20 protein-coding genes are annotated in these 24,333 nt (G+C 70.7%); 19 read left to right on the top strand and 1 reads right to left on the bottom strand.

What is annotated here, in order from left to right:
* Positions 1–196 precede the first annotated feature (196 nt).
* From R4P08_RS03580 to R4P08_RS03560, 5 genes are all read left to right on the top strand, one after another.
* Positions 197–1,549 (top strand): replication-associated recombination protein A, encoded by a 1,353-nt coding sequence (locus R4P08_RS03580; RefSeq protein WP_317812394.1) that lies wholly within the window; start codon positions 197–199, stop codon positions 1,547–1,549.
* 258 nt (positions 1,550–1,807) lie between these two features.
* On the top strand, positions 1,808–4,468 hold the full coding sequence (gene alaS / locus R4P08_RS03575; protein ID WP_317812393.1) for an alanine--tRNA ligase: 2,661 nt from the start codon (positions 1,808–1,810) through the stop codon (positions 4,466–4,468).
* Positions 4,469–4,563: 95 nt separating this feature from the next.
* Positions 4,564–4,983 carry a Holliday junction resolvase RuvX gene (gene ruvX / locus R4P08_RS03570; protein WP_317812706.1) on the top strand — a complete coding sequence of 140 codons (420 nt, stop codon included), beginning with the start codon at positions 4,564–4,566 and terminating at the stop codon, positions 4,981–4,983.
* A 91-nt stretch (positions 4,984–5,074) separates the two neighbouring features.
* Positions 5,075–6,247 (top strand): endolytic transglycosylase MltG, encoded by a 1,173-nt coding sequence (locus tag R4P08_RS03565; protein ID WP_317812392.1) that lies wholly within the window; start codon positions 5,075–5,077, stop codon positions 6,245–6,247.
* 115 nt (positions 6,248–6,362) lie between these two features.
* Positions 6,363–7,172, top strand: a complete 810-nt coding sequence (locus R4P08_RS03560; protein ID WP_411741164.1) for a shikimate dehydrogenase — start codon at positions 6,363–6,365, stop codon at positions 7,170–7,172.
* Positions 7,173–7,214: 42 nt separating this feature from the next.
* Here the strand turns inward: R4P08_RS03560 and R4P08_RS03555 are convergent, their stop codons facing one another.
* Positions 7,215–8,732 (bottom strand): NAD(P)/FAD-dependent oxidoreductase, encoded by a 1,518-nt coding sequence (locus R4P08_RS03555; protein ID WP_317812390.1) that lies wholly within the window; start codon positions 8,730–8,732, stop codon positions 7,215–7,217.
* A gap of 70 nt (positions 8,733–8,802) precedes the next feature.
* On the opposite strand from R4P08_RS03555, the gene R4P08_RS03550 reads away from it, so the two are divergent.
* The 14 genes from R4P08_RS03550 to pyrF all read left to right on the top strand — a co-directional run bounded on the left by R4P08_RS03550 (position 8,803) and on the right by pyrF (position 24,079).
* Positions 8,803–9,903, top strand: a complete 1,101-nt coding sequence (locus R4P08_RS03550; RefSeq protein WP_317812389.1) for an AraC family transcriptional regulator — start codon at positions 8,803–8,805, stop codon at positions 9,901–9,903.
* A gap of 8 nt (positions 9,904–9,911) precedes the next feature.
* Entirely contained in the window at positions 9,912–11,114 is a 1,203-nt protein-coding gene (gene aroC, locus R4P08_RS03545) for a chorismate synthase (RefSeq protein ID WP_317812388.1), read from the top strand.
* Positions 11,111–11,662 (top strand): shikimate kinase, encoded by a 552-nt coding sequence (locus tag R4P08_RS03540; RefSeq protein WP_317812387.1) that lies wholly within the window; start codon positions 11,111–11,113, stop codon positions 11,660–11,662. The genes aroC and R4P08_RS03540 overlap by 4 nt, the downstream gene beginning before the upstream one ends.
* A gap of 107 nt (positions 11,663–11,769) precedes the next feature.
* Complete coding sequence (aroB, locus tag R4P08_RS03535; RefSeq protein ID WP_317812386.1) at positions 11,770–12,897, top strand: 3-dehydroquinate synthase; 1,128 nt, start codon at positions 11,770–11,772, stop codon at positions 12,895–12,897.
* Positions 12,894–13,991: an aminopeptidase P family protein gene (locus tag R4P08_RS03530; protein ID WP_317812385.1), complete on the top strand. Its 1,098-nt coding sequence runs from the start codon at positions 12,894–12,896 to the stop codon at positions 13,989–13,991. Before aroB ends, R4P08_RS03530 begins: the two co-directional genes overlap by 4 nt.
* A 78-nt stretch (positions 13,992–14,069) precedes the next feature.
* Positions 14,070–14,633, top strand: a complete 564-nt coding sequence (gene efp / locus R4P08_RS03525) for an elongation factor P (RefSeq protein WP_317812384.1) — start codon at positions 14,070–14,072, stop codon at positions 14,631–14,633.
* A 2-nt stretch (positions 14,634–14,635) separates the two neighbouring features.
* The gene (gene nusB / locus R4P08_RS03520; protein WP_317812383.1) at positions 14,636–15,202 is read left to right on the top strand and encodes a transcription antitermination factor NusB; all 567 of its coding nucleotides are present in this window, start codon (positions 14,636–14,638) and stop codon (positions 15,200–15,202) included.
* A gap of 69 nt (positions 15,203–15,271) precedes the next feature.
* Entirely contained in the window at positions 15,272–15,856 is a 585-nt protein-coding gene (gene pyrR / locus R4P08_RS03515; protein ID WP_317812382.1) for a bifunctional pyr operon transcriptional regulator/uracil phosphoribosyltransferase PyrR, read from the top strand.
* On the top strand, positions 15,853–16,794 hold the full coding sequence (locus tag R4P08_RS03510) for an aspartate carbamoyltransferase catalytic subunit (RefSeq protein ID WP_317812381.1): 942 nt from the start codon (positions 15,853–15,855) through the stop codon (positions 16,792–16,794). The genes pyrR and R4P08_RS03510 overlap by 4 nt, the downstream gene beginning before the upstream one ends.
* Positions 16,791–18,107, top strand: a complete 1,317-nt coding sequence (locus tag R4P08_RS03505) for a dihydroorotase (protein WP_317812380.1) — start codon at positions 16,791–16,793, stop codon at positions 18,105–18,107. Before R4P08_RS03510 ends, R4P08_RS03505 begins: the two co-directional genes overlap by 4 nt.
* Positions 18,104–18,658, top strand: a complete 555-nt coding sequence (locus R4P08_RS03500; RefSeq protein ID WP_317812379.1) for a hypothetical protein — start codon at positions 18,104–18,106, stop codon at positions 18,656–18,658. Before R4P08_RS03505 ends, R4P08_RS03500 begins: the two co-directional genes overlap by 4 nt.
* On the top strand, positions 18,655–19,848 hold the full coding sequence (gene carA / locus R4P08_RS03495; RefSeq protein ID WP_317812378.1) for a glutamine-hydrolyzing carbamoyl-phosphate synthase small subunit: 1,194 nt from the start codon (positions 18,655–18,657) through the stop codon (positions 19,846–19,848). The genes R4P08_RS03500 and carA overlap by 4 nt, the downstream gene beginning before the upstream one ends.
* Positions 19,848–23,210 carry a carbamoyl-phosphate synthase large subunit gene (gene carB / locus R4P08_RS03490; protein ID WP_317812377.1) on the top strand — a complete coding sequence of 1,121 codons (3,363 nt, stop codon included), beginning with the start codon at positions 19,848–19,850 and terminating at the stop codon, positions 23,208–23,210. The genes carA and carB overlap by 1 nt, the downstream gene beginning before the upstream one ends.
* Positions 23,207–24,079, top strand: coding sequence for an orotidine-5'-phosphate decarboxylase (gene pyrF, locus R4P08_RS03485; RefSeq protein ID WP_317812376.1), 873 nt, complete (start codon positions 23,207–23,209; stop codon positions 24,077–24,079). The genes carB and pyrF overlap by 4 nt, the downstream gene beginning before the upstream one ends.
* The last annotated feature ends 254 nt before the right edge of the window (positions 24,080–24,333 follow it).

The raw sequence follows: 24,333 nt of genomic DNA, 5'->3' as shown, positions 1-24,333 counted from the left end.
GCGGGGCACGCGCGGGTTCCAGGCAAGTCGACGACGACGAGGCCCGCCGACGGACAGGCGGCCCGTCGCCCGGTGTTCACCCACTGTGTTCACCCTCGGTGTTCACCCACGGTGTTCAACCATTGTGTTCAACCACGGTGTTCACCGAATGTGTTCACCCGGTCGTCGTGTCGGGGACCGCCGGTAGCCTGGGGGAGTGAGAGATGACCTAGGGCTGTTCGCGGCTGGGGACGCGGGACCGGGCGCTCCGACCGCCTCCGCGCCGCTCCCGGTCGATCCGTCGGCCCCGCTCGCGGTCCGGATGCGCCCCCGCGATCTGGACGAGGTGGTCGGGCAGGAGCACCTCCTGCGCCCCAACTCGCCGCTGCGGCGGCTGGTGGAGGGTCGGGGAGGGTCGTCGGTGATCCTCTACGGGCCCCCGGGGACCGGTAAGACGACGCTCGCCAACCTCGTGGCCAGCACGTCCGGCCGGCACTTCGTGGCCCTGTCGGCGTTGAGCGCCGGGGTCAAGGACGTGCGGGCGGTGATCGACGACGCGCGCACCAGGCAGATCCACGGCCAGCGGACGGTGCTGTTCATCGACGAGGTGCACCGGTTCTCCAAGAGCCAGCAGGACGCGCTGCTCGCCGCGGTGGAGAACGGCATCGTGTTGCTGGTGGCCGCGACCACCGAGAATCCGCACTTCTCGGTGATCGCCCCGCTGCTCAGCCGGTCGCTCATCGCCGAGCTGCAGGGTCTGGACGAGCAGGGTGTGGCAGCGGTGGTCCGGCGCGCGGTGGCCGACGAGCGGGGACTGGCGGGCACTGTCGAGGTCACCGACGAGGCCGTGGACGACATCGTCCGACTCTCCGGAGGGGACGCGCGCCGGAGCCTGACCGTTCTGGAGGCCGCCGCCGACGCGGCCGAGGGCGGGGTGGTGACGCCCGAGATCGTCGAGCTGAGCCTGGACGCCGCCCCGGTGCGCTACGACCGCGACGGCGACCAGCACTACGACGTCACCAGCGCGTTCATCAAGTCGATCCGTGGCTCGGATGTCGACGCTGCCCTGCACTACCTCGCGCGGATGCTGGTCGCGGGGGAGGATCCGCGCTTCATCGCGCGGCGGCTGATGATCCACGCGAGCGAGGACATCGGGATGGCCGACCCCACCGCCCTGCTCTCCGCGTCCGCCGCCGCGGAGATCGTGCAGAAGGTGGGTATGCCGGAGTGTCGCCTCGCCCTGGCGCAGGCCACCATCCACCTGGCGACCGCGCCCAAGTCCGGCGCCGTGATCTCGGCGATCGACGCCGCGATGTCCGACGTCCGCGCCGGCAGGGTCGGGGAGGTACCCAGGCACCTGCGGGATGGCCACTACGCCGGGGCCAAGGGGCTCGGGAACGGGGTGGGGTACCGGTTCCCCCATGACGCCTCCGCTGGTGTCGTGCGGCAGCAGTACCCGCCGGACGAGCTGGTGGGCCGCGACTACTATTCGCCCACCGGCCACGGGAACGAACGGGAGCTGTCCGCGCGAGTGGGCAAGCTCCGCAGCATCACGCGCGACCGCCCCTAGCCGGGTCCTCGTTCAGGTGCCCAGATCACGCCCGACTCCCACTCGGTCACGGCACAGGTGAGGTCCTCGCGGGAGGCCGACCACCTGGGATCGAACAACGTCGTCGTCGTCGCCACGAGACCTTCACCCCCCGCCCGGGGTCCACGAGCCACATCCCAGCGGGAATCCGAGGTGGCAGCCATTCCTCGACCCCGGGCGCACGCCGGTAGGCTGGGCAGTCGTCCGACCACCTCGTCACGACCACCAGTGAGGCCCCCAGTGCAGACCCATGAGATCCGGCGCCGCTTCCTCGACCACTTCGTCAAGGCAGGGCACGCCGAGGTCCCCAGCGCGTCACTGGTCCTGGACGACCCCAACCTGCTGTTCGTCAACGCCGGGATGGTGCCGTTCAAGCCGTACTTCCTGGGTCAGGAGACCCCCGAGTTCGCCACGGCGACGTCCATCCAGAAGTGCGTGCGCACCCTCGACATCGAGGAGGTGGGCATCACCACGCGCCACAACACCTTCTTCCAGATGGCCGGCAACTTCTCCTTCGGCGACTACTTCAAGGAGGGGGCGATCCGCCACGCGTGGTCGCTGCTCACCTCATCCGTAGAGGACGGCGGGTTCGGGATCGATCCGGAACTGCTGTGGGTCACCGTGTATCTCGACGACGACGAGGCCCTGGGCATCTGGCGCGATGTGGTGGGCATCCCCGCCGAGCGCATCCAGCGCCGGGGCATGGCGGACAACTACTGGTCCATGGGCGTCCCCGGACCCTGCGGTCCCTGCTCGGAGATCTTCTACGACCGCGGGCCGGCGTACGGGGTCGAGGGCGGCCCGGTGGCGGACGAGGACCGCTACATCGAGATCTGGAACCTCGTCTTCATGCAGAACGAGCGCGGCGAAGGCTCGGGCAAGGACTCCTTCGAGATCCTGGGCCCGCTGCCCAAGCAGAACATCGACACCGGCATGGGCGTCGAGCGCGTCGCGTTCCTGCTCCAGGGCGTGGAGAACGTCTACGAGACCGACCTGCTCCGCCCGGTGATCGAGACCGCCGAGCGGCTCTCGGGCACCAGGTACGGCACCGACAACGCCTCCGACGTGCGGTTCCGCGTGATCGCCGACCACGCCCGGACGGCGTACATGCTCATCTCCGACGGCGTGACCCCGGGCAACGAGGGCCGCGGGTACATCCTGCGGCGGTTGCTGCGGCGCATCGTCCGGTCGGTCCGCCTCCTCGGCGCGACCGGGGAGTCGATGGCGCAGCTCATCGCCACCGTCAAGGAGGCCATCGGCCCGTCCTTCCCGGAGACCCTCGACGGGTACGAGCGCATCGAGCGCATCGCGGTGGCGGAGGAGGTCGCCTTCCTCAAGACCCTCGAGTCGGGAACGCAGCTGTTCGAGCGGGCCGCGGAGGCCACCAGGGGGACCGGCGGGGGCATCCTGTCCGGTGACCAGGCGTTCGCGCTGCACGACACCCACGGCTTCCCCATCGATCTGACCCTGGAGATGGCGGCCGAGGCCGGGCTGCAGGTCGACGAGGAGGGGTTCCGCTCCCTCATGACCGAGCAGCGCGAGCGCGCCAAGGCGGACTCCCGGGCGAAGAAGCACGCCCACGCGGATCTGTCGGTGTACCGCGACTTCCTCGACGCGGGGGAGACCGTCTTCACGGGCTTCACCGAACTGTCCGACGAGTCGACCCTCGTGGGGATCGTCTCGGCGGGCGAGTCCGTGCGGTTGGCCAAGGAGGGCGACGTGGTGGAGTTCGTCCTGGACCGGACGCCGTTCTACGCCGAGTCCGGCGGCCAGGTGGGCGACCGCGGGATGATCTCGACCGCCGGGTTCCAGATGCAGGTCAACGACGTGCAGAAGATCGGCAAGAAGCTCTGGGTACACAAGGGTGTGCTGACGGGCGGCGAGGTCGAGGCCGGCCAGCTGGTCACCGCGGCGGTCGATCCCGAGTGGCGTAAGGGTGCCACGCAGGGCCACTCGGCCACGCACCTCGTGCACGCCGCACTGCGGCAGATCCTCGGGCCGGAGGCAGTGCAGGCCGGCTCGCTCAACAAGCCGGGCTACATGCGGTTCGACTTCAACTGGTCGGGATCCATCCCGGCCGACGTCCTGGCCCAGGTCGAGGAGATCACCAACGCGGCCGTCGATGCCGATTACCAGGTGAACACCGTCGAGACCACCCTCGACGAGGCGCGGCGGATGGGGGCGATGGCCCTGTTCGGCGAGAACTACGGCTCCACGGTCCGGGTGGTGGAGATCGGCGGTCCGTTCTCCATGGAGCTGTGCGGCGGCACCCACGTGTCGAGCTCCGCGCAGATCGGCCCGGTCAGCCTCCTCGGGGAGGCCTCCGTCGGCTCGGGTATCCGCCGGGTGGAGGCGTACGTCGGCATGGACGCCTACCGGCACCAGGCCCGCGAGCGCGCGCTCGTGTCGGGTCTGGCCACGTCGCTCAAGGCGCCCGCCGACGAACTCCCCGACCGCGTGGCGGCGCTGGCCGCCAAGCTGCGCGAGGCGGAGAAGGCGCTCGAGTCGATGCGCGCCGCCCAGCTCGCCTCCCAGGCCGGGGACCTGTTGACCTCGGCCGAGGACCTCGGCGGGATCCGCTTCCTCGCCCATAACACCCCGGGTGGCGCGGCGGGCGATCTGCGTACGCTCGCCTCCGACCTCAAGGGCCGCCTCGGCGGCGACGCCGGCGTCGTCTTCCTCACCGCGCCGGGCGCGGACAAGGTGCCGTTCGTCATCGCCGTGAGCTCCGCCGCTCAGGAGCGTGGCCTCAAGGCCGGCGACCTGGTCAAGGCCATCGCCCCGACACTGGGGGCGCGGGGCGGCGGCAAGCCGGACATGGCGCAGGGCGCGGGCACCGACCCGTCCGGGATCGACGCCGCCGTGGCCGCGCTGCGGGCCGCCGTCCAGGACGCCGGGTGACCAGCTCCTCCGAGGCGTCCGGTGTCTCGGCTGACAACGCGTCCGGCCGCTCGGCCGACACCGCGACCGGCTGGACCCGCGGCCGCCGGCTCGGTCTGGACGTGGGAACGGCTCGGATCGGGGTGGCGATGTGCGACCCCGACGGGATCCTCGCTACGCCTGTCGAGACCATCAAGGTCACCAGCGGGGACCCGGGCTGGAAGTCGGAGATCGCTCGACTGAACGAGCTCGTCGAGGAGTACGACGCCCTCGCCGTGATCGTGGGGCTGCCCACCTCGCTGAAGGGGAGGGAGACCGCCTCGACCGCGATGGCCCGGTCGTTCGTGGCGGCGCTCGGGGCCGCCTCACCGGAGGTGACGGTGGAGTTCGTGGACGAGCGGCTCACCACCGTGACCGCCGGGGCGGCGCTCCACGGAGCGGGCAGGAACACCCGCCAACAGCGCAGCGTGATCGACCAGGCGGCCGCTGTGGTGCTCCTGCAGGCCTGGATGGACTCACGGCACGCCCGACGATGAAGGGCGCGCGGGCGGCCTTGCTGGATAAACTGCCCGGAAGCACGTTGCTGTCCTTGGGGCAGTTCCCCTGAACCCCTGGCTAAGGAGCACGATGTCTGCGGCACGAGGACGCTCACGCACGAGCGGCACCACCCGGTTCATTCTGCTGGCGGCCGTGATCGGAGTCCTCCTGGCCTTTGCCGTGATGGTCTACCGCAACTCGAACGCCGAGGTCGCCGCGGCGCCGGATTTCGACGGCGACGGCACCGGTTCGGCGCTGCTCCAGGTGGAAGCCGGTGACACGCTGGCCGTGGTCGGGGACCGCCTGTACGACCTCGGCACGGTCGCCAGCACCCGGGCCTTCACCGGTGCGGCCGCCGGCACCACGGTCGAGGGGATCCAGCCGGGCTACTACCAGGTCCGCGAGGAGATGAGCGCGGCCTCGGCGGTGGAGACCCTCGCCGATCCCGAGAGCCGGGTGGGCTTCATCGAGGTCAAACCCGGTGGCCGGCTCCTGGACACCGTCGTGGTGGGCGGTGGCACCGAGAAGGGCATCTTCACGCTCATCGCCGAGGCGACGTGTCTTCGTGACCTCGAGACCCCGGAGAACCCGCCGATGTGCAGGCTCCCGCAGGAGATCGTCGACGCCGCGGTCCAGGCGGATCCGGTCACGCTCGGCGTGCCCGAGTGGGCGATCAACGAGGTCCGGTCCGCCCCGGATCCGGTCCGTCGACTCGAGGGCCTGGTGGCGCCCGGGGTCCACAACGTCAACCCGCAGTCCGAGCCCGTCGAGATCCTCCGCCAGCTCATCGACTCCTCGACCGCCTCCTACGACGCCACCGGGCTGGTGCCGTCCGCTCAGCGGATCGGTCTGACGCCCTACCAGGTGGTCACCGCCGCGTCGCTGGTGGAGAAGGAGGGCGCGCTGGAGGACTTTGACAAGATCGCCCGCGTGATCCTCAACCGACTCGCCGAGCCGATGCGACTCCAGTTCGACTCGACCGTCAACTACGCGCTCGCCGACCAGGAGATCGCCACCACCGACGCCGACCGCGGCGCGGTCACCCCGTGGAACACCTACGCCATGGACGGACTGCCCTACGGGCCGATCGGCTCTCCCGGTCTGGACGCGCTGCGCGCCATGGAGAACCCGGCCGAGGGCCGGTGGAAGTACTTCGTGACGATCGACATGCAGGGCACCACCAGGTTCGCTGACGAATACCCGGAGCACGAGCGCTACCAGAGCGAGGCGATCGCCAACGGGGTCCTGTCCAGTGGGCGCTAGTTCGGAGGACACTGGCGCCGAGGACACTGGCGCCGAGGACACTGGCGCCGAGTGCGCTGGTTCCGACGGCGCTGACCCCCGCAGTCGTCCGGCCGCCGCCGCCCGGTCGGCGGCGGTGCTCGGTCACCCGGTGGATCACTCGCTCTCCCCGGTCCTCCACGGCACCGCCTACCGCGCGCTGGGACTCGACGACTGGACCTACGAACGCATCGACTGCGATGCCGAACAGCTCCCCGCGTTGGTCGGCGCCTCATCCCCCGAGCGCGTGGGTTACTCGGTGACCATGCCGGGGAAGTTCGCCGCTCTCGCACACGCCACCGAGGTGAGCGACCGTGCGCGGATCGTGGGCAGCGCCAACACCCTCGTCAGACGCGGCGACGGGTGGTTTGCCGACTGCACGGACGTCGACGGGGTGACCGGCGCGCTCGCCGCCTTCGGGGACCTGCCGGACGAGCCGACGGCCGTCGTACTAGGAGTCGGTGGGACGGCCCGGCCGGTGCTGGCCGGCCTCGCCGAGGCCGGGGCCACACGGGTGGTCCTGGCGTCCCGGCGCGACAACGCCGGTCCCGCCACTGACTGCGGCCGCGCCCTGGGCCTGGAGATCCGCACGATGCTCCTCACCGACGCGGCGTTGCCGGGGGAGATCGAGCGGGCGGACATCCTGATCAACACCATCCCTGAGCCGGGTGTCCGGGAACTCACCGGACTCGTCGAGGGTGCGCGCCGGCTCTTCGACGTCCTCTACGACCCCTGGCCCACCGCCCTGGGCGCGGCGGCGTCGGCCGTGGGCATCCCCGTCGTGGGCGGGGACGTCATGCTGCTGAACCAGGCCTTCGGTCAGGTCGAGCTGTTCACCGGTCGCCCCGCGCCGCGCGAGGCCATGGCGGAAGCGCTGGCGGACGCACTCGGGCGTCGACCCTCCTGAGCGCGCTCACCCGCCTGACCACGCTCACATGCCTGACCACGCTCACGAGCTGACGGCGGCCCCCGCGTGCCGGGGCGTGACCCTGGCGTAGTGCGAGAGATCCGCGGTCTTGGTCCGGCGCTGGTACTCGTGGACGAGCCCGGGCCAGTTGGTGGTGATCCGGCCGGAGTCGGCTTTGTACCAGGAGTCGCATCCGGTCCACACCGAGTCGCTGAGGCGAGAGACCATCTCGCGGTCGTATTCCTCGTCCACCTCGCCTCGTACCTCGAGGGCGACCGGACCCTCGGCACGCGCGAGGGTCTCGACCAGCTGCCGGATGTAGCGGGACTGCTCCTCCATCATGAGGATGATCGAGCTGCTGCCGAGGTTGGTGTTGGGGCCGAATACCAGGAACATGTTGGGGAAACCGGGGACGGCCATCCCCAGGTATGCGCGGGCCCCCTCCCGCCACTGCTCGTGGAGGTCCCGTCCGTCGCGACCGCGGACGGTGAGGGGCGCCAGGAACTCCGTCGCGCGGAACCCCGTGCCGTACACCAGGACGTCGGCGGCGTGGAACCGGCCGTCGGCGGTCCTGACCCCCTCGGGGACCACCTCGGTGATGGCGTCGGTGACCAGGTCGACGTCGGGCGAGGCGATCGCCGGGTACCACTCGTTGCTGAACAGCATGCGCTTGCACCCGATGGGCTCGTGCGGGGTGAGTGCGGCCCGGAGCGCGGGATCCCGGACGGTGAGCCGGAGGTTGGCGCTGGCGAGGCCGGCCAGGATCTTGGCCAGGGGTCGTACCGAGGTCAGCGCCAGACCCACGAGTTCGGTGGTCTGCCAGATCGTGCCGCGCATCGCGGGGACGAGCCCGGGTATGCGGCGGAACGCCGCGCGATGCGCATCGGTGTAGACGCGGTCCGGCTTCGGCACCACCCACGGGGCAGACCGCTGGAACACCGTCACATGACCGGCGGCCTCCCGGATGCGGGGTACGAACTGGATCGCCGAGGCCCCGGTACCCAGGACCGCCACGCGGCGACCGGTCAGATCCACGTCGTGCTGCCACTCGGCGGAGTGGAACGTCGGCCCGGCAAACGACTCCAGGCCGGGGATCGCGGGGATCGAGGGCCGGGACAGCTGGCCCATCGCCGGGACGAGGACGTCGGCCAGATACGTCTCTCCGGCCGCGGAGTGGACACGCCAGGTGGCGGTGTCCTCATCGAACTCCGCCGAGGTGACCTCGACCCCTGTCCGAACCAGCTCACGCAGGCCGAACCGATCGGCGGTCTCGTGGATGTAGCCGAGGATGTCGGGTTGCTCGGCGTAGCGGCGGGTCCAGTCGGTCTTGCGGGCGAACGAGTAGGAGTACAGGTTCGAAGGAACGTCGCAGGCCGCACCGGGATAGGTGTTCTCCCGCCAGACGCCGCCGATGTCGTCGGCCTTCTCCAGGACCGTGACCTCGGCCAGCCCGTCCCGGCTGAGTTCGTACGCGGCCCCGAGGCCGCCGAAGCCGGCCCCTATGACGATGACGCGGGGGCGTCGGCGGATCGGTCCGGCGGGGTGTGTGGGTGTCGACATGCGTTGACCGTAGAGCGCCGGGCCGGGACGGTGGCAGACATTTGCGGACGAGTAATCCATAATTCCGGCCATGCCTTCATGGGACGCTCCGGCGGTAGCGGACTGGGACTTCCCCCGCTCCGCCACCGGGATCGCAGTTCTCGTGGAGGTGGGCGTGCGTCTGGGGGTGGAAACCCGACAGGTACTCGGCGGGACGGGTCTCACCCGCGCCGAGCTCTCGACGCCGGATCTGCTCGTCACCCCGGACCAGGAGCTCGCCGCGATCCGGAACCTCCGGGCCGCGGTTCCGGACCTGACGCCGCTCGCCGCGGAGATCGGCGCCGCGTACCGGGTCACCACCTTCGGGATCCTGGGCTACGCGCTCCTGTCCAGCCCCACCCTCCGGGAGGCGATCGCGCTGACCCTGCGTTTCATCGACCTCAGCTACGCGTTCACCACGCCGGAGGTCGAGCTCACCGGTGACCGGGTGGTGATCCGCCTCGCCGATGAGAGCCTGCCCACCGACCTCCGGGCGCTCCTGGTGGACCGGGATCTGCTGGCCGTACACACCATCCTCGCCGAACTCGTCCCGGGCGGGCTGCCGTTCACCCGGGTCGCGCTGCGCGGTGGGCGCCCGCCCGAGGTGCTGGCCCGCTACGCCGAGCAGCTGGGCACCACCCCGGTGGCCGCCGTCGGGGGAGAGGGCAACACCGTCACCTTCTCCGCCGCGCACCTGGAGCGGCCGCTGCCACAGGGGAGCCCCGCCGCGGTGGCCGTCGCCGAGTCGATGTGCCGCGAGCTCGTCACGACGCGACGGGGCCGGGGGCCGATGAGCAGCCGGGTCCGGGTGGAGATCACGCGGAACCTCGCCCACGGCGCCTCGATGGACGTCGTCGCCTCCGCGATCGGGATGAGTCCCCGGACGCTGCGCCGCCACCTGTCCGGGGAGGACACGTCCTATCAGTGCCTGCTCGACGAGGTCAGACTCGGACTCGCGACCCGGATGCTCGGTACGGGGATGCTGTCCGTGGAAGACGTCGCGCAGCGGCTCGGCTACGCGGAATCGTCCAGCTTCATCCACGCCTTCCGCCGTCTCACGGGCCGCACCCCGCACCAGGCGGCGGGCGCCTCCCGCCCCGCCCGGGGAGTGCGGACCTCCCGGCGTACCGGTGGCGATCCCGACGTGGGATGATCAACGGCGTGCTGAAGTGGACCACTGCCGGAGAATCGCATGGCCAGGCCCTGATGTCGATCGTCGAGGGCGTCATCGCTGGGGTCGAGGTGACGAGCGACCAGATCGCCTCGCAGCTCGCCCGCCGCCGCCTCGGCTACGGCCGCGGCGCCCGGATGAAGTTCGAGGCCGACGCGGTCAGGGTGCTGAGCGGGGTGCGACACGGCCGCACCATGGGCTCGCCCATCGCGATCGAGGTGGGCAACACCGAATGGCCCAAGTGGGAGCAGATCATGTCGGCCGATCCCGTCGACCCCGACGCGATCGCCGACAAGACCCGCGCGGCCCTGCTGACCCGGCCGCGGCCGGGTCACGCCGACTTCGCCGGGATGCTCAAGTACGACTTCGACGACGCGCGCATGGTCCTCGAACGCGCCAGCGCCCGGGAGACCGCGGCCCGGGTCGCCGCGGGAACCGTCGCCCGGGCCGTCCTGCGGGACGTTCTGGGTGTGGAGGTGCTCTCCCACGTCATCTCCATCGGCGCCTCCGAGCCCTACGTCGGTCCGGAGCCCACATTCGCTGACCTTCCGGCCATCGATGACAGCCCCGTTCGCGCGTTCGACCCCGCCAGTGGCGAGGCGATGATCGCCGAGATCGAGGCCGCCAAGAAGGCGGGTGACACCCTGGGCGGTGTCGTCGAGGTGGTGGTGCACGGGCTGCCCATCGGGCTCGGATCCTACGTCTCGGGCGAGGAGCGTCTGGACGCCCAGCTCGCCGGTGCCCTCATGGGTATCCAGGCCATCAAGGGTGTCGAGGTGGGGGACGGTTTCGAGACCGCCCGTCGGCGGGGCAGCGTGGCCCATGACGAGATGGTGCGCGGAGCGGACGGCGTCGAGCGTCAGAGCAACCGTGCCGGCGGCCTCGAGGGCGGGATGACCAACGGCCAGGTCCTCCGGGTCCGCGCCGCGATGAAGCCCATCTCCACCGTTCCCCGCGCGCTGAGCACCGTCGACATGTCCGACGGGTCCAAGGCCACCGCCATCCACCAGCGGTCGGATGTGTGCGCGGTCCCCGCCGCCGGGGTGGTCGCGGAGTCCATGGTCGCCCTGGTGGTGGCGCGTGCGGTCCTCGCCAAGTTCGGTGGCGACTCGGTGTCGGAGACCCGACGCAACGCCCGGGGCTACCTCGACGCGGTCGCCGATCGACTGGACTGGGACACGGACCCGGCATGAGCGGCCCGGCACGACCGGTCGCCGTCCTGGTGGGTCTGCCGGGTGCCGGCAAGACGACCATCGGCCGCAAGCTCGCGCGACGCCTGGACGTGGAGTTCCGCGACGTCGACCAGATGATCGAGGAGTCCGAGGGAAGGTCGATCCCGGAGATCTTCGCAGCCGACGGTGAGCCCGGGTTCCGGGAGATCGAGGAGCGGACGGTGGGAGAGGCCCTCGACTCGTTCGGCGGGGTCCTCTCGCTCGGCGGGGGAGCCGTCCTCTCCGCGGTGACCCGGCAGCGCCTGCAGGGACATCGCGTGATCCACCTGACGATAGGGGTGGCCGAGGGCGTGCGCAGGTCGCGCGGATCGAGTCGACCGCTGCTGGCCGGGGGCGACGTCACCGCGCGGTACCAGGCGCTCCTGACCGAGAGGTCTCCGCTGTACCGGGAGGTCGCGTGGTCCACCGTCAGCACCGAACGCCGGAGTTCGGGCAAGGTGGTGACGGACATCGTCGACAGGCTCGGGTCGGGCGACCCGCATGTTCGGGGCCCGCTGGACCGGGCGTGATCGACGGCGAGCCGAATTCGAGTACGAGCAGGTCAGATACGAGCAGGTCAGGTACGAGCAGGTCAGGTACGGGCAGTGTGGGCAGGATCGACGAGCGGGAGCAAGAGATGAACGACAACCGGAGCAAGACCGAGCCCGTCATCGTGGAGGTGCGGTCCGCCGACCCGTATCCGGTGGTGATCGGCCGCGGCCTGCTGCCCGAGATCATCGAGGCGTGCTCCTCGGCACGCAACCTCGCGATCTTCCACCAGCCCCCGCTCACCCAGACCGCCGAGGCGTTGCGCGAGCAGCTCGCGGAGTCCGGCATCAACGCCCACCGCGTCGAGATCCCCGACGCCGAGGCGGGTAAGGACCTCGCGGTGGCGGGGTATTGCTGGGACGTGCTCGGCAAGATCGGGCTCGGCCGCAAGGACACCATCGTGAGCCTTGGCGGCGGAGCAGCCACCGACCTCGCCGGCTTCGTGGCCGCCACCTGGATGCGCGGAGTCCGCGTGGTGCACATCCCCACGACACTCCTGGCCATGGTCGACGCGGCGGTGGGCGGCAAGACCGGGATCAACACCGACGCGGGCAAGAACCTCGTCGGCAGCTTCCACGAGCCGGCGGCCGTGTTCATCGACACCGCCACCCTCGAGTCCGTGCCGCGCAACGAGCTGATCTCCGGTATGGCCGAGGTGGTCAAGTGCGGCTTCATCGCCGACCCGGTGATCCTCGACCTCATCGAGGCCGACCCGGAGGCCGCCCTCGACCCGACCGGCGACACCATCGTCGAGCTCATCCGCCGCAGTGTCCAGGTCAAGGCGGACGTGGTGGGCAAGGACCTCAAGGAGTCGGGACTCCGCGAGAACCTCAACTACGGGCACACCCTGGGCCACGCGGTCGAGCGTCGCGAGCAGTACCGCTGGCGGCACGGCGCGGCCGTGAGCGTGGGCATGTGCTTCGTGGCCGAGCTCGCCCGGCTGGCCGGCCGTCTCGACGACGCCACCGCCGACCGTCACGCCTCGATCCTGTCCTCACTGGGACTCCCGACCGGATACCACGAGGACGCGTTCCCCCGACTCCACGAACTGATGGCGGGCGACAAGAAGAACCACTCCGGGTTCCTGCGCCTGGTCGTGCTCGACGGCCTCGGCCGGCCCGCGCGCATGGAGGCCCCGGACCCGTCCCTGATGGTGGCGGCCTACGCGGCGATCTCCGAGGGCATCAAGCCGAGCGGCGGCGGGATCCTGCTGTGACCGACCGTCTGGAGACCCGCCGCCGCGCCGTCGCCGCGGCGCTCGCCGGGGTCGGCGCGACCGCTCTGCTGGTCACCGATCCCCGCAACATCGCCTACCTCACCGGCTTCCGGGGGTCGGGCGGCGCGGTCCTGGTGGAGGACGACGGCGAGGCGGTCCTGTGCACGGATTCGCGCTACGAACTCCAGGTGGTCGAGCAGGCCCCGGACGTCGGTCACGTGATCTCCCGCGAGTACGTCCCCGGCGTGCTCGGGCGTCGCCGCGGACCCGGGGACGCCCCGCTGGCGGTGGAAGCGGACCACCTGACGCTCGCAGCCGGGTCGGCTCTCCGCCGGGCGCTCGAGGAGGATGGCGCCAACCCGCCGGTCGTCGAGACCACCGGTCTGGTCGAACAGGTGCGGCGGGCCAAGGACCCGGCCGAGCTCGCACTGATCGAGAAGGCGTGCCGGGTCGTGGACCAGGCGTGGACTCACCTGCTCCTCCAGGGTCTGCTCGCGGTCGGTCGGTCCGAGCGTGAGGTCGCCGCTGATCTGGAGCACGCGATGCGGATGGCCGGTTCCGACGGAGTGGCGTTCGAGACCATCGTCGCCTCCGGCCCCAACGGCGCGCATCCGCACCACGAGCCGGGGGACCGTGTGCTGGCGACCGGTGACCTGGTGGTGGTGGACTTCGGTGCGATGGTGTCCGGTTACGCGTCCGACTGCACCCGCACCGTCGCCCTGGGCGTCGCGGCCGACCGGCTCCTGGACGCCTACGAGGTCGTGCGGCGGGCCCAGGTCGCCGGCGTCGCAGCGGTCCGCGAGGGACTGGCCTGTTCGGATCTGGACGCGGTGAGCCGAGACATCATCGCCGACGCCGGTTTCGGCGACTACTTCGGTCATTCGCTCGGGCACGGTGTGGGGCTGGACGTCCACGAAGCGCCCGCGGTCTCCAGCAGGTCGACGAGTACACTGTCCGACGGCGATGTGATCACCATCGAGCCGGGAATCTATCTCCCTGGCCTCGGAGGGATCCGAATCGAGGACACCGTGGCCGTCACCGGCGGTGGCGGCAGGTCCCTGACCACCACGTCGACCGCGCTCAGCGTGCTCTGAGCAACTTCAGCCCGCCGAACATGCGCGCGGCGCCGGCCCACGGCCGCCCGCGGACGACTTTCAAAAGGAGCACCCACCATGGCGTCCACCGCCGACTTCAAGAACGGCCTCGTCCTCAAAGAGGAGGGGAACCTGTGGCAGATCACGGAGTTCCAGCACGTCAAGCCAGGTAAGGGCCCGGCGTTCGTGCGCACCAAGATGAAGAACGTCGTCTCGGGCAAGACCATCGACAAGACGTTCAGCGCCGGTGTGAAGGTCGAGACCGCCACCGTGGACCGCCGGGACATGACGTTCCTGTACCGCGACGGCGAGGACTACGTCCTCATGGACGAGAAGGACTTCGAGCAGATCAACGTTCCCCCGAACGTCATGGGCGACAGCGCGCGCTTCCTGCTGGAGAACACCAGCGTGCAGGTGTCCGTGCACGAGGGCGTTCCGCTGTTCGCCGAACTGCCGGTCTCCGTGGACCTGCTGGTCCAGCACACGGACCCGGGCCTGCAGGGCGACCGCTCGACCGGTGGCACCAAGCCCGCCACCCTCGAGACCGGCGCCGAGGTCAACGTGCCGCTGTTCATCAACACGGGCGACAAGCTGAAGATCGACACCCGCGACGGCCGTTACCTCAGCCGAGTGAACGACTGACCATGTCAGATGACGTCGACTACCGGCGCCGGGGATCCCGGTTCAGGGCCCGCAAGCGTGCGGTGGCGCTGCTGTTCGAGGCGGAGCTCCGCGACGCCGACGTGGTGGGGCTCGCCGAGGAGCGGCGCCGCATGGGCGCGGAGTCGCAGGAGTTCCACGACGTGGCGCCGTACACGATGGACATCGTGACGGGTGTGGCGATGCGCCTCGATCGCCTGGACTCCATGATCGCCGAGCACCTGCGTGAATGGACTCTCGAGCGCCTCCCGGCCATCGACCGCGCGGTTCTGCGCGCCGGGGCGTGGGAGCTGCTGTTCGGCACCGAGGACGTGGACTCGGCCATCGTGATCGACCAGGCGGTGCTCCTGATCTCCGAACTGTCCAACGACAAGTCGGTGGCCTACGTCAATGCCGTCCTCGATCGCATCGCCGGTCTGGCCGAACACATCCGGGCAGCCGAGCGCGCGGTGTCGGCCCTGGACACCACCGCGCAGACCGCCCCGGCCGCCGAGGTGGCAGACGTGTCGGAGCCCACGTCCGACGCTGCGGAGACGGGCACGGAAGGCTGATAGAGTTCCGATCCGAAAGCTATCCCTTTAACGAGCCGTCCAGCGAGGCGGACAAGGAGGTGGTGATCGGTGAGCGCTGACGGTTCGCAAGAGACCTCGGTATCACTCTTCACGTCCGACGACGTCGCCAGGACGGTATCCCGCCTGGCCCATCAGATCATCGAACGCACGGCTGCGGACGCGCCCGGCTCGGGCCCTGTGGTCCTGCTCGGCATCCCCACCAGGGGGGTGCCCCTCGCGTACCGCCTGGCGACGCGGATCCGGGAGTTCAGCGGCGCCGACGTCCACGCCGGTTCGCTCGACGTGACGCTCTACCGCGACGACCTGGCCGGCGGCCCGCACCGCCCGATGAGCCCCACCACGGTGCCGGCGACGGGGATCGACGGCGCGACGGTCATCCTCGTCGACGACGTCCTGTTCTCCGGTCGCACCATCAGGGCGGCGTTCGACGCGCTCCGCGACCTCGGCCGGCCGGCGCGGGTCCAACTGGCCGTCCTGGTCGACCGCGGCCACCGGGAGCTCCCGATCCGCGCGGACTACGTGGGCAAGAACGTGCCGACCGCCCGTGAGGAGGGCGTCTCGGTGCAGCTCACGGAGATCGACGACGTCGACGCGGTGGTCCTCAGACGACCGAACCCGGGAAGGACCCGATGAAGCACCTGCTCTCGGCCGCCGATCTCGACCGCGACGCGGCGCTTTCCATCCTGGACGAGGCGGGCCGGCTCAAGGAGACGCTCCTCGGCCGCGAGGTCCGCAAGCTGCCCACCCTCCGCGGCAAGACCGTCCTGACGGTGTTCTACGAGAACTCCACCCGGACGCGGGTCTCGTTCGAGACCGCGGGCAAGTGGATGAGCGCGGACGTCATCAACGTCTCGGCCAGCGCCTCGTCCGTACAGAAGGGGGAGTCGCTCCGGGACACCGCGATGACGCTGACCGCCATCGGCGCGGACGCCCTGATCGTGCGGCATCCCGCCTCCGGTTCGGCACTGCAGATCGCGGGGTGGGTCGCCCCGGGCGGCGCCGGACCGTCGGTGATCAACGCCGGCGACGGGATGCACGAGCACCCCACGCAGGCGCTGCTCGACGCGATGACCATCCGGGAGCGTCTCGGCGGCATCGAGGGACGCCGGGTGGTGATCGTCGGCGACATCCTGCACTCCCGGGTCGCCCGGTCGGGTGCCCTGTTGCTGTCGACGCTCGGCGCCGAGGTCGTGCTGGTGGCCCCGCCCACGCTGCTGCCCGTCGGCGTGGACACCTGGCCGGTCCGTGCGACCACCGACCTCGACGCCGAACTCCCCGGTGCGGATGCGGTGATGATGCTGCGCGTCCAGGCCGAGCGGATGAACGGCGGGTTCTTCCCGTCCGCCCGCGAGTACGCGGTGCGTTACGGCCTCGGCCCCGCCCGCGCGGCGCGGCTGCGCGAGCACGCCGTTGTGCTCCACCCGGGCCCGATGGTCCGGGGCATGGAGATCGGCTTCGACACGGCGGACGCCCCGTCGTCGGCGATCCTCCAGCAGGTCACCAACGGAGTCCACGTGCGCATGTCGGTCCTACTCCACACTCTCGTCGGAACGGAAGGTCATCACCAGTGAGCGCCCTCGACACCCCGGCCCTACTCCTGCGCCGGGTCCGTCCCTACGGGGAGGGCGACCCCGTCGACGTGCTCGTCCGAGACGGGTTGATCGCCGCGATCGGCCGCGACGCCGCGGACAGCGCGCCAGCGCACACCGACATCCATGACCTGGACGGCGCGGTCCTGCTGCCGGGGTTCGTGGACCTGCACACCCACCTCCGCGAGCCCGGACGGGAGGACACCGAGACCATCCGGAGCGGCTCGTCGGCCGCGGCGCGGGGCGGGTACACGGCGGTCTTCGCGATGGCCAACACCCAGCCGCCCCAGGACAACCAGACGGTCACCGACTCGGTCTGGCGGATCGGCCGCTCGGTCGGATTGTGCGACGTCCATCCCGTCGGCGCCGTCACCGTGGGGCTGGCGGGCGAGCAACTCACCGAGATGGGCCAGATGGCCACCGGCGAGGCGCAGGTCAAGATCTTCTCCGACGACGGCATGTGCGTGTACGACCCCCTGGTCATGCGCCGGGCGCTCGAGTACTCCGCGGGGCTGGGGGTCCTGATCGCCCAGCACGCCGAGGAGCCGCGCCTGACCCGGGGGGCGGTCGCCCACGAGGGCCCCACGGCCGCGCGCCTCGGGCTCACCGGTTGGCCGAGGTCGGCTGAGGAGTCCATCGTCGCGCGCGACGCCATCCTGGCCCGGGACGCGGGCGCACGGGTCCACATCTGCCACGCGTCGACCACCGGCACCGTCGAGCTGCTCAAGTGGGCCAAGGCGCAGGGGATCTCGATCACCGCCGAGGTCACCCCGCACCACCTGCTGCTCGACGACTCGCGGCTCGAGTCCTACGACGGGGTCTACCGGGTCAACCCGCCGCTGCGCGAGGCGCACGACACCGTCGCCCTGCGCGAGGCCCTCGTGGCCGGGGTGATCGACTGCGTGGCCACCGATCACGCGCCCCACGCCGCCCAGGAGAAGTGTTGCGAGTTCGCGGCCGCCCGCCCTGGCATGCTCGGGCTGGAGACCGCGCTGCCGATCGTCGCCGCGCTGTTGGTCGAGTCCGGGGAGATGACCTGGCGCGACCTCGCCCGGGTCATGAGCACCCGGCCCGCCGAGATCGCCGGTCTCACGGATCAGGGGCGGCCGATCGAGGTGGGGGAGCCCGCCAACCTCGCCGTCGTCGATCCCGACTCACCCTGGACCGTCGTCGGCGACGAACTCGCGAGTCTGTCCGCCAACACCCCCTACGAGGGGATGACGTTCACAGCGAAGGTCGTGGGCACCGTATACCGGGGCCGTATGACCAGCCGTGACGGAGAGGTATCCGCATGAACCAGGACGTGTTCACCGTTGCGCTGGTCATCCTCGTCTTCGCGGGGATCCTGGGGCTGATGGCCCTGGGATGGCGCAAACGCAGCCGGTCCCAGGCCGGCCTCTACGACGAGCTGCCGACCGCGCCCGGCGACCCGGGGGAGGTGGTCCTCGGTCCGCTCTCCGGCGTCTACATCGGTAGCACCCTCGCCGGGGACTGGAACGCGCGGATCGCGCGCGCGCCGCTCGGTTTCCGCTCGGCCGGAACCCTCACCGCGCACACCGGCGGTCTGCGACTGGACCTCGCCGACGCCACCGTGTGGATCCCCCGCGCGGACCTGGTGCACGTGCGACGCGCGTCCGCGCTGGCCAACAAGACCGTGCCCGGCGGCGGGATCCTGGTCGCCCGGTGGCAGGTCGACGGCCGCGACGGTCACACCGTGATCGACTCGGGTTTCCGGGCCGACGACAAGGACTCCTACCCCCGCTGGGAGGCGCTGCGCGGCGACGCCGCACCCTCCGACCAGCCCGACACCACAGCCCCCGACTCCACCTCCGAGGAGAAGCAGTGACATCGCACAGCAGCCCCACCGTCTCACCGCGGGCCCGGCAGCCCGCCGCACTCGTACTCGAGGACGGCCGCATCCACCGCGGCACCTCCTTCGGAGCGACCGGCACCACCCTCGGCGAGGCGGTCTTCACCACCGCCATGTCCGGCTACCAGGAGACGCTCACCGATCCGTCCTACTGCCGTCAGATCGTCGTCAACACCGCGCCGCAGATCGGCAACACCGGGTGGAACGACGAGGACGGGGAGTCGCTTCTCGACGGCGAGGTCGGCGGCGGCCGCATCTGGGTCTCCGGATTGGTGATCCGCGACCTCTCCCGCCGGACATCCAACTTCCGTTCCCAGCGCAGCCTCGAGGACGAGCTGGTCGACCAGGGCGTCGTGGGCATCGCCGGCGTCGACACCCGGGCCGTCGTGCGCCACATCCGTGACCTCGGCGCGATGAAGGCCGGCGTCTTCTCCGGTGCGGACCTGGTCGACGACGAGTCGATGCTGGCCACCGTCCGGAACCAGGAGTCCATGGCGGGAGCGTCGCTGTCGGGCGAGGTGACCACCAGGAAGGCCTACACGGTGGAGCCCGAGGGGGAGACCGTCTTCACCGTGGCCGCCCTCGACCTGGGCATCAAGACCAACACCCCGCGCATGCTCGCCAAGCGCGGCGTCCGGGTGCACGTCATCCCGGCGGACTCGACGCTCCAGGACATCCTCGATCTCGACGTTGACGGAGTGTTCCTGTCCAACGGCCCCGGCGACCCGGCCACCGCCGACCACGCGGTGCACCTGACCAAGGAGGTCCTGAGCCAGGGCATCCCGTTCTTCGGGATCTGCTTCGGCAACCAGATCCTCGGCCGCGCACTCGGCCTCGAGACCTACAAGATGCAGTTCGGGCACCGGGGGACCAACATCCCGGTGATCGAGAAGGCCACCGGGGCGGTGGCCATCACCTCCCAGAACCACGGCTTCGCGCTCCGCGCCCCGGAGACCGACACATGGGAGACCCCCTGGGGCACGGCCGCCGTGACCCATGTCTGCGCCAACGACGGGACCGTCGAGGGCGTCGCCCTGACCGACGGCACCGCGTTCTCCGTCCAGTACCACCCCGAGGCCGCCGCGGGTCCGCGTGACGCCGCCGACCTCTTCGACCGCTTTGTCACCCTGCTCGGATCCGCAGACTCCAGAAAGGGCTCGAACTGATGCCCCGCCGCACAGACATCAACCACGTCCTCGTGATCGGCTCCGGACCGATCGTCATCGGCCAGGCCTGCGAGTTCGACTACTCCGGGACCCAGGCGTGCCGCGTGCTCCGGGCCGAGGGGCTGCGGGTGACGCTGGTCAACTCCAACCCGGCCACGATCATGACCGACCCGGAGTTCGCGGACGCTACTTATGTAGAGCCCATTACGCCCGAGTTCATCGATAAGATCTTCATCAAGGAGGCGGCGGACGGGCACCCGATCGATGCCGTCCTGGCCACCCTCGGTGGGCAGACCGCGCTCAACGCGGCCATGGAGCTCGACGCGCAGGGGATCCTGGCCAAGCACGACGTCGAACTGATCGGCGCCGACATCCCCGCGATCAACCGGGGTGAGGACCGTCTGACCTTCAAGAACATCGTCGAGAGCGTCGGCGGCGAGTCCGCCCGCAGCGCCGTGTGTCACACAATGGGGGAGGTCCACGCAGCCGTCGCCGAGCTGGGTCTGCCCGTCGTGGTCCGGCCGTCGTTCACCATGGGCGGGCTGGGTTCCGGGCTCGCCTACACCACCGAGGATCTCGAGCGGATCGCCGGTGGCGGCCTCGCCGCCTCGCCCACCGCGAACGTCCTGATCGAGGAGTCGATCATCGGGTGGAAGGAGTTCGAGCTCGAGCTCATGCGCGACAACAAGGACAACGTCGTGGTGATCTGTTCGATCGAGAACGTCGACGCCATGGGTGTCCACACCGGCGACTCGGTCACCGTCGCGCCGTCGATGACCCTGACCGACCGCGAGTTCCAGAACATGCGCGACCTCGGGATCGCCATCCTGCGCGCCGTCGGCGTCGACACCGGTGGCTGCAACATCCAGTTCGCCATCAACCCCGCCGACGGCCGCCTCGTGGTGATCGAGATGAACCCGCGCGTCTCGCGGTCCTCGGCCCTGGCCTCCAAGGCGACCGGCTTCCCGATCGCCAAGATCGCCGCCCGGCTCGCGATCGGGTACTCGCTCGACGAGATCACCAACGACATCACCGGGGAGACCCCGGCCTGCTTCGAACCCAGCCTGGACTACGTGGTGGTCAAGGCCCCGCGGTTCGCGTTCGAGAAGTTCCCGGGCGCCGACGACACGCTCACCACCACCATGAAGTCGGTCGGCGAGGCCATGAGCCTGGGTCGCAACTACCGCGAGGCGCTGGGCAAGGTCATGCGCTCGCTGGAGACCAAGGCCGCAGGCTTCTGGACGCTCCCGGACGAGACGATCGCGCCCGGTCGGTCGACCGACGTCGACGCCGTGCTCGCCGATCTCGTGCGCCCGACCGAGGGCCGGATGTACGACGTCGAGCTCGCCCTGCGCCTCGGCGCCACCGTCGAACAGGTCAACAAGGCCTCGGGCATCGACCCGTGGTTCGTCGAGGAGGTCGCCGTCCTGGTCGAGCTCCGGCAGGAGATCGTCGACGCACCGGTCGTCGACGAGGCCCTGCTGCGCCGTGCCAAGCACAACGGCCTGTCCGACGCCCAGATCGCGGCCCTGCGACCCGAGTTCGCGGGCGCCGAGGGCGTCCAGCGCCTGCGTCACCGCCTGGGCGTGCGGCCCGTCTACAAGACGGTCGACACCTGCGCTGCGGAGTTCGAGGCCAAGACCCCGTACCACTACTCCACCTACGAGCTCGACCCCGCGGCCGAGTCCGAGGTCGCACCGCAGACCGAGCGCGGGAAGGTCATCATCCTCGGTTCCGGACCCAACCGGATCGGCCAGGGCATCGAGTTCGACTACTCGTGCGTCCACGCCGCGCTCACGCTGTCCGAGGCCGGCTACGAGACCGTCATGGTCAACTGCAACCCGGAGACGGTCTCGACGGACTACGACACCGCCGACCGCCTGTACTTCGAGCCGCTGACCTTCGAGGACGTCATGGAGGTCTTCCACGCCGAGTCCGAGTCGGGCACGGTCGTGGGAGTCCTGGTCCAGCTGGGCGGTCAGACCCCGCTCGGCCTGGCCGCGCAGCTCGAGGACGCCGGCGTGCCCATCGTCGGCACCAGCCCCTCCGCGATCGACCTGGCCGAGGACCGCCGCGAGTTCGGCGAGGTACTGGTCCGGGCCGGACTGCCCGCCCCCGAGTTCGGGACGGCGATCAACGCCGCGGAGGCGACCGAGATCGCCGCGCGCATCGGCTACCCGGTGCTCGTCCGCCCGTCGTACGTCCTCGGTGGCCGCGGCATGGAGATCGTCTACGACGAGGACTCGCTGCGGACGTACATCCAGAACGCCACCGAGATCAGCCCGGACCGTCCGGTCCTGGTCGACCGCTTCCTCGACGACGCGGTGGAGATCGACGTCGACGTGCTGTGCGACGGCACCGAGGTCTACCTCGGCGGCGTCATGGAGCACATCGAGGAGGCCGGCATCCACTCCGGTGACTCCGCGTGTGCGCTGCCGCCCATCACCCTGGGACAGGACGACATCGATCGCGTCCGCGCCTCCAGCGAGGCGCTCGCGTTCGGCATCGGCGTCAAGGGCCTGTTGAACGTCCAGTACGCCATCAAGGACGACGTCCTGTACGTGCTCGAGGCCAACCCGCGTGCCAGCCGCACCGTCCCGTTCGTCTCCAAGGCCACCGGCGTGCACCTGGCCAAGGCCTGTGCGCGCATCATGCTCGGTGAGACGATCGCCGAGCTCAAGGCCGACGGACTGCTCCCGTCCGACCGTGACGGGGGGTCGCTCCCGGCGGATGCGCCCGTCGCCGTCAAGGAGGCGGTCCTGCCGTTCAACCGCTTCCGCACCCCGGAGGGCAACGCGGTCGACTCGCTGCTGAGCCCGGAGATGAAGTCGACGGGTGAGGTGATGGGGATCGGCCCCAACTTCGCGGTCGCCTTTGCCAAGGCGCAGCTCGCCGCGGAGGGTGTCCTGCCGGTCTCCGGAACGGTGTTCGTCTCCGTCGCCAACCGGGACAAGCGGTCGATGGTGTTCCCGGCGCAGCGTCTGGCCGCGCTCGGGTTCACGGTGCTGGCCACCGAGGGCACCGCTCTCATGCTCCGCCGGTACGGGATCGCCTGCGAGACCGTGGCCAAGCTGACCGAGTCCGGGACCGGTCCGGTGGACGAGCAGGGGAACCCGGTGCAGACGATCGTGGACCGGATCAACGCCGACGAGGTGGACCTGATCCTCAACATCGCCTCCTCCACCGGCGGCACCCGCGCCGACGGCTACGAGATCCGCTCGGCTGCGATCTCCCGCAAGGTCCCGTGCGTCACCACCGTGCAGGGCGCCACCGCCGCGGTCCACGGCATCGAGGCGATGCGTCGCGGGGATGTCACGGTCAGCCCACTGCAGGAGCTGCACAAGGGCTTCGCCGCCCGATGACCCGGGTGATCCCATCGGCGGACAGCGTCGCGCCCCGGGACCCCTTCGGGACACGACTACGCGAGGCCGTGGCCGCGCGCGGCAACCTCTGTGTGGGGATCGACCCCCACCCGGAGTTGCTCGAGGCGTGGGGGCTCGGGGTCGACGCGGCGGGGGTGGCCGAGTTCGCCCGCAGGTCGCTGGAGGCGTTCGGCGATCTGGTGCCCGCGGTCAAGCCCCAGGTGGCGTTCTTCGAGGAGCACGGCTCCGCGGGGATCGCCGTCCTCGAGGAGGTCCTCCGCGGGATCGCCGACCACGGGTCGCTGTCCATAGCCGACGCCAAACGGGGGGACATCGGGTCCACCATGGCCGGGTACGCCCGGGCGTGGCTCCGAGACGGCTCCCCGCTGGCGTGCGACGCGCTCACGGTGTCCCCGTACCTCGGAGTCGGCTCGTTGGACGCGGCCTTCGACATGGCCGCGTCCAACGGCCGCGGCCTCTTCGTCCTGGCCCGCACCTCCAACCCCGAGGCGGGGGGCCTCCAGTCGGCCTCCGGCCCGGCCGGCACGGTCGCCCAGTCCGTCGTCGACGAGGTGGGCCGCAGGAACGCCGCGGCGTCCCCGGACGCGCCCGGATCGTTCGGCGTGGTCGTGGGTGCCACGGTCGCCGACCCCCCACTGCTGGACGACCTCGGGGGCCCGGTCCTCATGCCGGGGGTGGGGGAGCAGGGCGGGACGCTCGACGATGTCAGGCGGATCGCCGGACCCGCCCTGCCGAACACCCTGGTGAACGTCTCCCGGCACGTCCTGCGTGCCGGCCCGGATGTCGCCGCGATGCGCGCGGTCATCGTGGACCTGGCGGAGACCTACCGGTTCGACGACAGAGGCTGACGACCGGGGCTGAGGGGGCACGCCGCCCGGGGCCGGACCGCGGGTCTGACGCGTTTCAGGAGGCGGGTGGGCGCACAGCGCGCTACGCTTGCCCTGACCTCACACGTCCAATGCGCAGTTCAGACGGGGTGCCACACCGGCCCCGTGTAGGTACGGGGCCCTCCGGCCGCGTACTGTTGGCGAGGTCATCAGGCCCGACGCCGTGCCGCTCTCCCTTCAAGGGGACGGGATCGCCCGGGTACGGTGAGCACGAG

Origin of the sequence: Rhodococcus sp. IEGM 1408 (assembly GCF_033142235.1) — a bacterium.
GTDB lineage: Bacteria > Actinomycetota > Actinomycetes > Mycobacteriales > Mycobacteriaceae > Dietzia.
Note: the sequence above shows the minus strand (reverse complement) of the source record. Positions and strands in the feature narration are given on the sequence as shown.

What these genes read in the sequence shown, in the direction of transcription:
- R4P08_RS03565 (WP_317812392.1), top strand. Translation starts at nt 5,075, where the DNA reads ATGTCTGCGGCACGAGGACGCTCACGCACGAGCGGCACCACCCGGTTC.
- R4P08_RS03555 (WP_317812390.1), bottom strand. Translation starts at nt 8,732, where the DNA reads ATGTCGACACCCACACACCCCGCCGGACCGATCCGCCGACGCCCCCGC.
- R4P08_RS03550 (WP_317812389.1), top strand. Translation starts at nt 8,803, where the DNA reads ATGCCTTCATGGGACGCTCCGGCGGTAGCGGACTGGGACTTCCCCCGC.
- R4P08_RS03540 (WP_317812387.1), top strand. Translation starts at nt 11,111, where the DNA reads ATGAGCGGCCCGGCACGACCGGTCGCCGTCCTGGTGGGTCTGCCGGGT.
- aroB (WP_317812386.1), top strand. Translation starts at nt 11,770, where the DNA reads ATGAACGACAACCGGAGCAAGACCGAGCCCGTCATCGTGGAGGTGCGG.
- efp (WP_317812384.1), top strand. Translation starts at nt 14,070, where the DNA reads ATGGCGTCCACCGCCGACTTCAAGAACGGCCTCGTCCTCAAAGAGGAG.
- nusB (WP_317812383.1), top strand. Translation starts at nt 14,636, where the DNA reads ATGTCAGATGACGTCGACTACCGGCGCCGGGGATCCCGGTTCAGGGCC.
- R4P08_RS03510 (WP_317812381.1), top strand. Translation starts at nt 15,853, where the DNA reads ATGAAGCACCTGCTCTCGGCCGCCGATCTCGACCGCGACGCGGCGCTT.
- R4P08_RS03500 (WP_317812379.1), top strand. Translation starts at nt 18,104, where the DNA reads ATGAACCAGGACGTGTTCACCGTTGCGCTGGTCATCCTCGTCTTCGCG.
- carB (WP_317812377.1), top strand. Translation starts at nt 19,848, where the DNA reads ATGCCCCGCCGCACAGACATCAACCACGTCCTCGTGATCGGCTCCGGA.
- pyrF (WP_317812376.1), top strand. Translation starts at nt 23,207, where the DNA reads ATGACCCGGGTGATCCCATCGGCGGACAGCGTCGCGCCCCGGGACCCC.